This is a genomic window from Alteribacillus persepolensis (genome assembly GCF_900099605.1).
GTDB lineage: Bacteria > Bacillota > Bacilli > Bacillales > Marinococcaceae > Alteribacillus > Alteribacillus persepolensis.
The window spans coordinates 1-4,535 of sequence record NZ_FNDK01000051.1 but is presented as its reverse complement, the minus strand read 5'-3'; the positions used below and the strand labels follow the sequence as shown (position 1 = coordinate 4,535).

Annotated in this window: 4 protein-coding genes; 3 read left to right on the top strand and 1 reads right to left on the bottom strand. The window is 37.7% G+C overall.

Features of this window, described 5'->3' with window-relative positions; translation table 11 throughout:
• Positions 1 to 124: 124 nt before the first annotated feature.
• Both istA and istB read left to right on the top strand, forming a co-directional pair.
• A complete protein-coding gene (istA, locus tag BLT18_RS17720; RefSeq protein WP_091277069.1) occupies positions 125 to 1,681 on the top strand; it encodes an IS21 family transposase in 1,557 nt (518 codons plus the stop codon).
• A gap of 1 nt (position 1,682) precedes the next feature.
• Positions 1,683 to 2,450, top strand: a complete 768-nt coding sequence (gene istB / locus BLT18_RS17715; RefSeq protein ID WP_091277067.1) for an IS21-like element helper ATPase IstB — start codon at positions 1,683 to 1,685, stop codon at positions 2,448 to 2,450.
• Here the strand turns inward: istB and BLT18_RS17710 are convergent.
• A complete protein-coding gene (locus tag BLT18_RS17710; protein ID WP_091277063.1) occupies positions 2,430 to 3,134 on the bottom strand; it encodes a cupin domain-containing protein in 705 nt (234 codons plus the stop codon). The two genes, istB and BLT18_RS17710, sit on opposite strands and share 21 nt — an antisense overlap.
• Positions 3,135 to 3,237: 103 nt before the next feature.
• Between BLT18_RS17710 and BLT18_RS17705 the strand changes: the two genes are divergently transcribed.
• A complete protein-coding gene (locus tag BLT18_RS17705; RefSeq protein WP_175487597.1) occupies positions 3,238 to 4,158 on the top strand; it encodes a DMT family transporter in 921 nt (306 codons plus the stop codon).
• Positions 4,159 to 4,535 lie beyond the last annotated feature (377 nt).

Sequence of the window (4,535 nt, the reverse complement as noted above, 5' to 3'; positions counted from 1 at the left end):
TGTAACTGCTAGACTAAATTGAACAGTTTCCGCTTGATAGAATTGAACACTTTTTTCTGGAAATTCACTCCTGATCAGTTAAGCTTGAAAGGTATGTGACAACTGAGACGGAGGGGCGAAGAGGGTGAAAAAATTAGAAAAGCATGTATATGTTCATCAATTAAAAAAGGAAGGGTTTAGTGTTTCGGCTATAGCCCGAAAATGTAATCTATCAAGGAACACAGTGTACTCTTATCTCGAAAAGGATTTTGAAGAAGCCATGGATTGGGTGAATCAATTGCAGACGAGAAAACGAATCCTTGATCCTTTCCAGGATCAAATTCTAGGTTGGTTAAGAGAGCACCCTGACTTATCAGCATCACAAATTGCAGATTGGCTGGACGAGAGATGCCACTTTCATGATGTTGGAGAAAGTACTATTCGCACTTATGTAAAAGAGCTTAGAGAAAAATATTATATTCCGAAAGAGATAAAGTTCCGTGCCTATGAAGCCCTAAAAGAGCTTCCAAAAGGGAAACAAATGCAAGTAGATTTTGGAGAAATAAAAGTAAAAACCTTAAAAGGAAGTTCCATTAAGCTGTATGTGATTGCTTTTGTACTGGCCCACTCTCGTTATAAATATGCAGAGTGGCAAGACAGGCCATTTACAACACGAGATGTATTAAGGTGTCACGAGAACGCATTTGAATATTATGGAGGGATTACAGAAGAAATTGTTTATGACCAAGATAAGTTATTGGCAGTAAGCGAAAACGGAGGAGATATCATTTATACAGAGGAATTCCAATCATATAAAGAGAATCGAGGTTTCCGTGTCTATTTATGCCGGAAGGCAGATCCTGAGTCAAAAGGAAAGATTGAGAATGTAGTCAAATTCGTTAAAGGGAACTTTGCCAAGAATCGGGTGTTTCATCACATTGATACATGGAACGAACAGTGTATAGCTTGGCTAATGAGAAAAGGGAATTATCAGGTGCACAACACAATAAAAAAGAGACCTGTCGAAGTGTTCGCCCTGGAAAAGCCACACTTACGAAAAGTCTCTCTCCCACTCTCTTTCGAGAGTCAACGTGTATCAAGTATAACAAGAGTGGTACATAAGGACAACATTATCAAATTTCGTTCCAATCGTTATTCAGTTCCTTTAGGAACCTATCAACCTCAAGAAGATAACGTGGTTTATGTGCGGATAGAAAATGAACATGTAATAATCGAGAAACATCAGGGAGATAAGCCACTAGCCATTCACCCCCTCTCCCGAGGGAAAGGACAGTTGATAAAAAATAATAATCACTCCCGTGATAGAAGTCGAGGAATCCAAGAATACATGGAAGCAGTGAAAGGATCGTTTGATAATCAAGGTAAGATTCAATGTTTCTTAAAACAGCTGCATGAACGCTATCCAAGATATATTCGAGATCAATTACAGATTATGAGGCGAGCCATTACAGAGTATGAGTTATATGCAGACCAGGCATTAGACGTATGTATAAAAGAAAACCTACGGAGTGCCAATGACTTTTATGACGTAACAAAGTATATAGCTAAGAACCAAACAGTCGTCAAGAAACCACTCCCCACAACACATGACCAACCACCATCTTTCTCTTCTCATAAATGGGAAGAAAAAGCAGAAGTGAGAGAGCTTGATGGCTATATAAAGATTTTGGAAGGGGAGTAATATGACGCATTCCATCGAAAGTCTACAGAAGCAATTTCACCAATTTAGAATGTCAGAAACCTCAAAAGCCCTTCCCAATTTCTTAAGAAAAGCTGAAAAACATTCTTGGACTTACCAGGAGTTTTTGCATGAAATTCTTACTTATGAGGAAAAACGGCGGGAAGAAAAAATGATAGAAAAACATTTAAAGTGGGCAAAGTTTCCTTACCAAAAAAGCCTGGATATGTTTGAAATGGATGGTCAGCCTTCATTAAGCAGCAGACAAATGAATCAGCTCAAAGAACTCTCTTGGATGGAGCAGTCATACAATTTGATTCTTCTTGGACCTCCAGGCGTTGGAAAAACCCATCTCGCCATTGGACTAGGACTAGAAACTATTTATAGAGGGTATCGTGTCTCTTTTATATCTATGGGAGAGTTGATATCCCAATTGAAAACAGAAGAGTATATTCGAAAATCCCAGCTCCAAATGAAACGAATAAGACAAGCTGATTTAGTAATCATAGATGACATTATGTATATGGCAATGGATCAACAGGAAGGAAACTTGTTTTTTCATTTAATTAATCACTTGTACGAACGAAGTTCGGTTATTTTAACCTCGAACAAAGGGCCCGAAGAATGGGGAGAATTACTGGGAGATCAAGGAATAGCTACGGCGATCTTAGATCGCCTTCTCCACCGTTCGGAAGTGGTTCATTTGAATGGAGATAGTTATCGAATGAAGAATCGAAAGTCTGTATTCCAATCAGAAACTGTTCAAACTTAATGAGCGAAAAGTGTTCAAAACCACTTGACGGTTACAACCAGCTCTTGCAATATCGTCTAACATGATTTTTTCTCCATAGTGCAGATGTATATAGTTTAACATTTGCTTCATCCGACTTTGTTTTACTGCTTCTCCTTCGTCATACTCTAACGGCAGGCCATTCATAATAAGTTCTTTCCACATTTGATTAATTGACATAAACGTATCAAATTCAAAGTATGGCGGTTCTTCTTGAATCAAAAGCTGAATGTTAAGCATAGAATTCAAAACATTCTTTTGCCAGGAATGCTGTGTTCCAATGAATAAATAAGGGAAGTTCGTCGCTTTGATATAAGGATATACATACGTCATATATAGTTCGTTTGGCAGAAGAAAATGCGGTGCAGCATTTAAACAAATATAGACACAACCTGATTGTTGGTTTTCCTCAGCCATGTGCAGCCGGCCACTATTTATAAACAATCCCTCTCCCTCACTAATGACATTTTTTTCTTCATTTATTTGAAAAGTTCCTTCTCCTTTCGTAACATAAACAAATTGCACTTCATCGTGCCAATGAAGTGGTATATAGCCATTTACATTTTTGGAAATGGTCGTTTCATAACAAGCTATTGGTAACTCAATGGTACGGTGTTTGGTCAGTTCTTTTAACTTTTCGTCTAATTCAAAATCTTTTATCTGCACATGACCACCTCAAAATAATTATACTTTTTCATCCGATATAAATATTAATCTCGTCATTTTTTAATTACTATAACACTATCATTATATTATTGAGGTGGTAGTAATGATAAAAGGACATACAAAAAATAAAGGCTTGCTTCTCGTTATAATAGGAGCCGTCTTTTGGGGAGTAGGAGGAACCGTTTCACAAAAGCTGTTTCAAGATTACTCTATCCATGTAAATTGGCTGGTAACCGTCCGGCTGCTCTTAGCTGGCACTTTACTTTTGGCTGTTCAATGCATGAGGAAAGATTACTTCCACATCACTAGTGTTTGGAAAAATAAAAAAACTGCTGTACAGTTGATCATTTTTGGATTACTTGGCATGCTGGCGGTTCAATATACCTATATGGCTTCCATTCATCATGGGAATGCTGCTGTTGCTACTCTTTTACAATATCTTGCTCCTGTTATGATTATCGTTTATTTACTTTTACGTAAACTGACCATTTTCACGAAACAGGATCTAACGACTGTTGCTCTTGCTCTGCTTGGCACCTTTTTATTACTTACAAACGGATCGATTTCCGAATTATCCGTACCTTTTATCTCTATTTTTTGGGGCATATTATCCGGGGCAGCTTTAGCTTTTTATACTCTATATGCTATTCCTTTACTTAAAGAATTTGATTCCCTTGTTGTTGTTGGATGGGCCATGGTCACCGGGGGAGCTGCATTAGGTTTTATCCATCCTCCCTGGCAAGCAGACTTTTCACACTTTACAGCTGAAATGTATATGTATCTCATTTTTGTAATTATATGCGGCACTATGTTTGCGTTTTGGTTTTATATTGAAAGTCTCCAATATCTTTCACCTAAAAAGACAAGTTTAATTGGTAACTTAGAACCCCTTGCAGCAGTATTAACCATGGTCATTTGGTTAAATGAACCCTTTGACCTTTTTCAATGGCTGGGTATGGCTTGTATCCTTGGTATGACCCTGTTACTAGCATTTCATAAAAAAGCTTCTTATGAAAATAATTAGAGAAAACCCAGAATACGAAGGTTATAAAATTAACCGCTTCCTCCAAGGGTCAGTAGGATACAGTGATGACAATGGATTTCAGCGGCAGGCAATTCAACGCCTGTCATTTCAAACTTTCCCATTTTCATGCTGTACCGGCTGATTCGATTATCCATATATTCAACGCTTTGGTTGGGAAGAGTTGATTTCATTTGAAAGAAACCATTCACTAAGCTATCTTGCTCTGTTGCTTAAGACGCTCTTCCTTATTACAGAAAAGCGTCCCGTTAATTTAATAAGGACCATTAGGAAAAAAGGATATTTACTATTACTAAGGCTATTACAGAGAAGCCGTATAATGACCAAGCGATTCTCCTATTACTCTTAGGTGCCTCTTT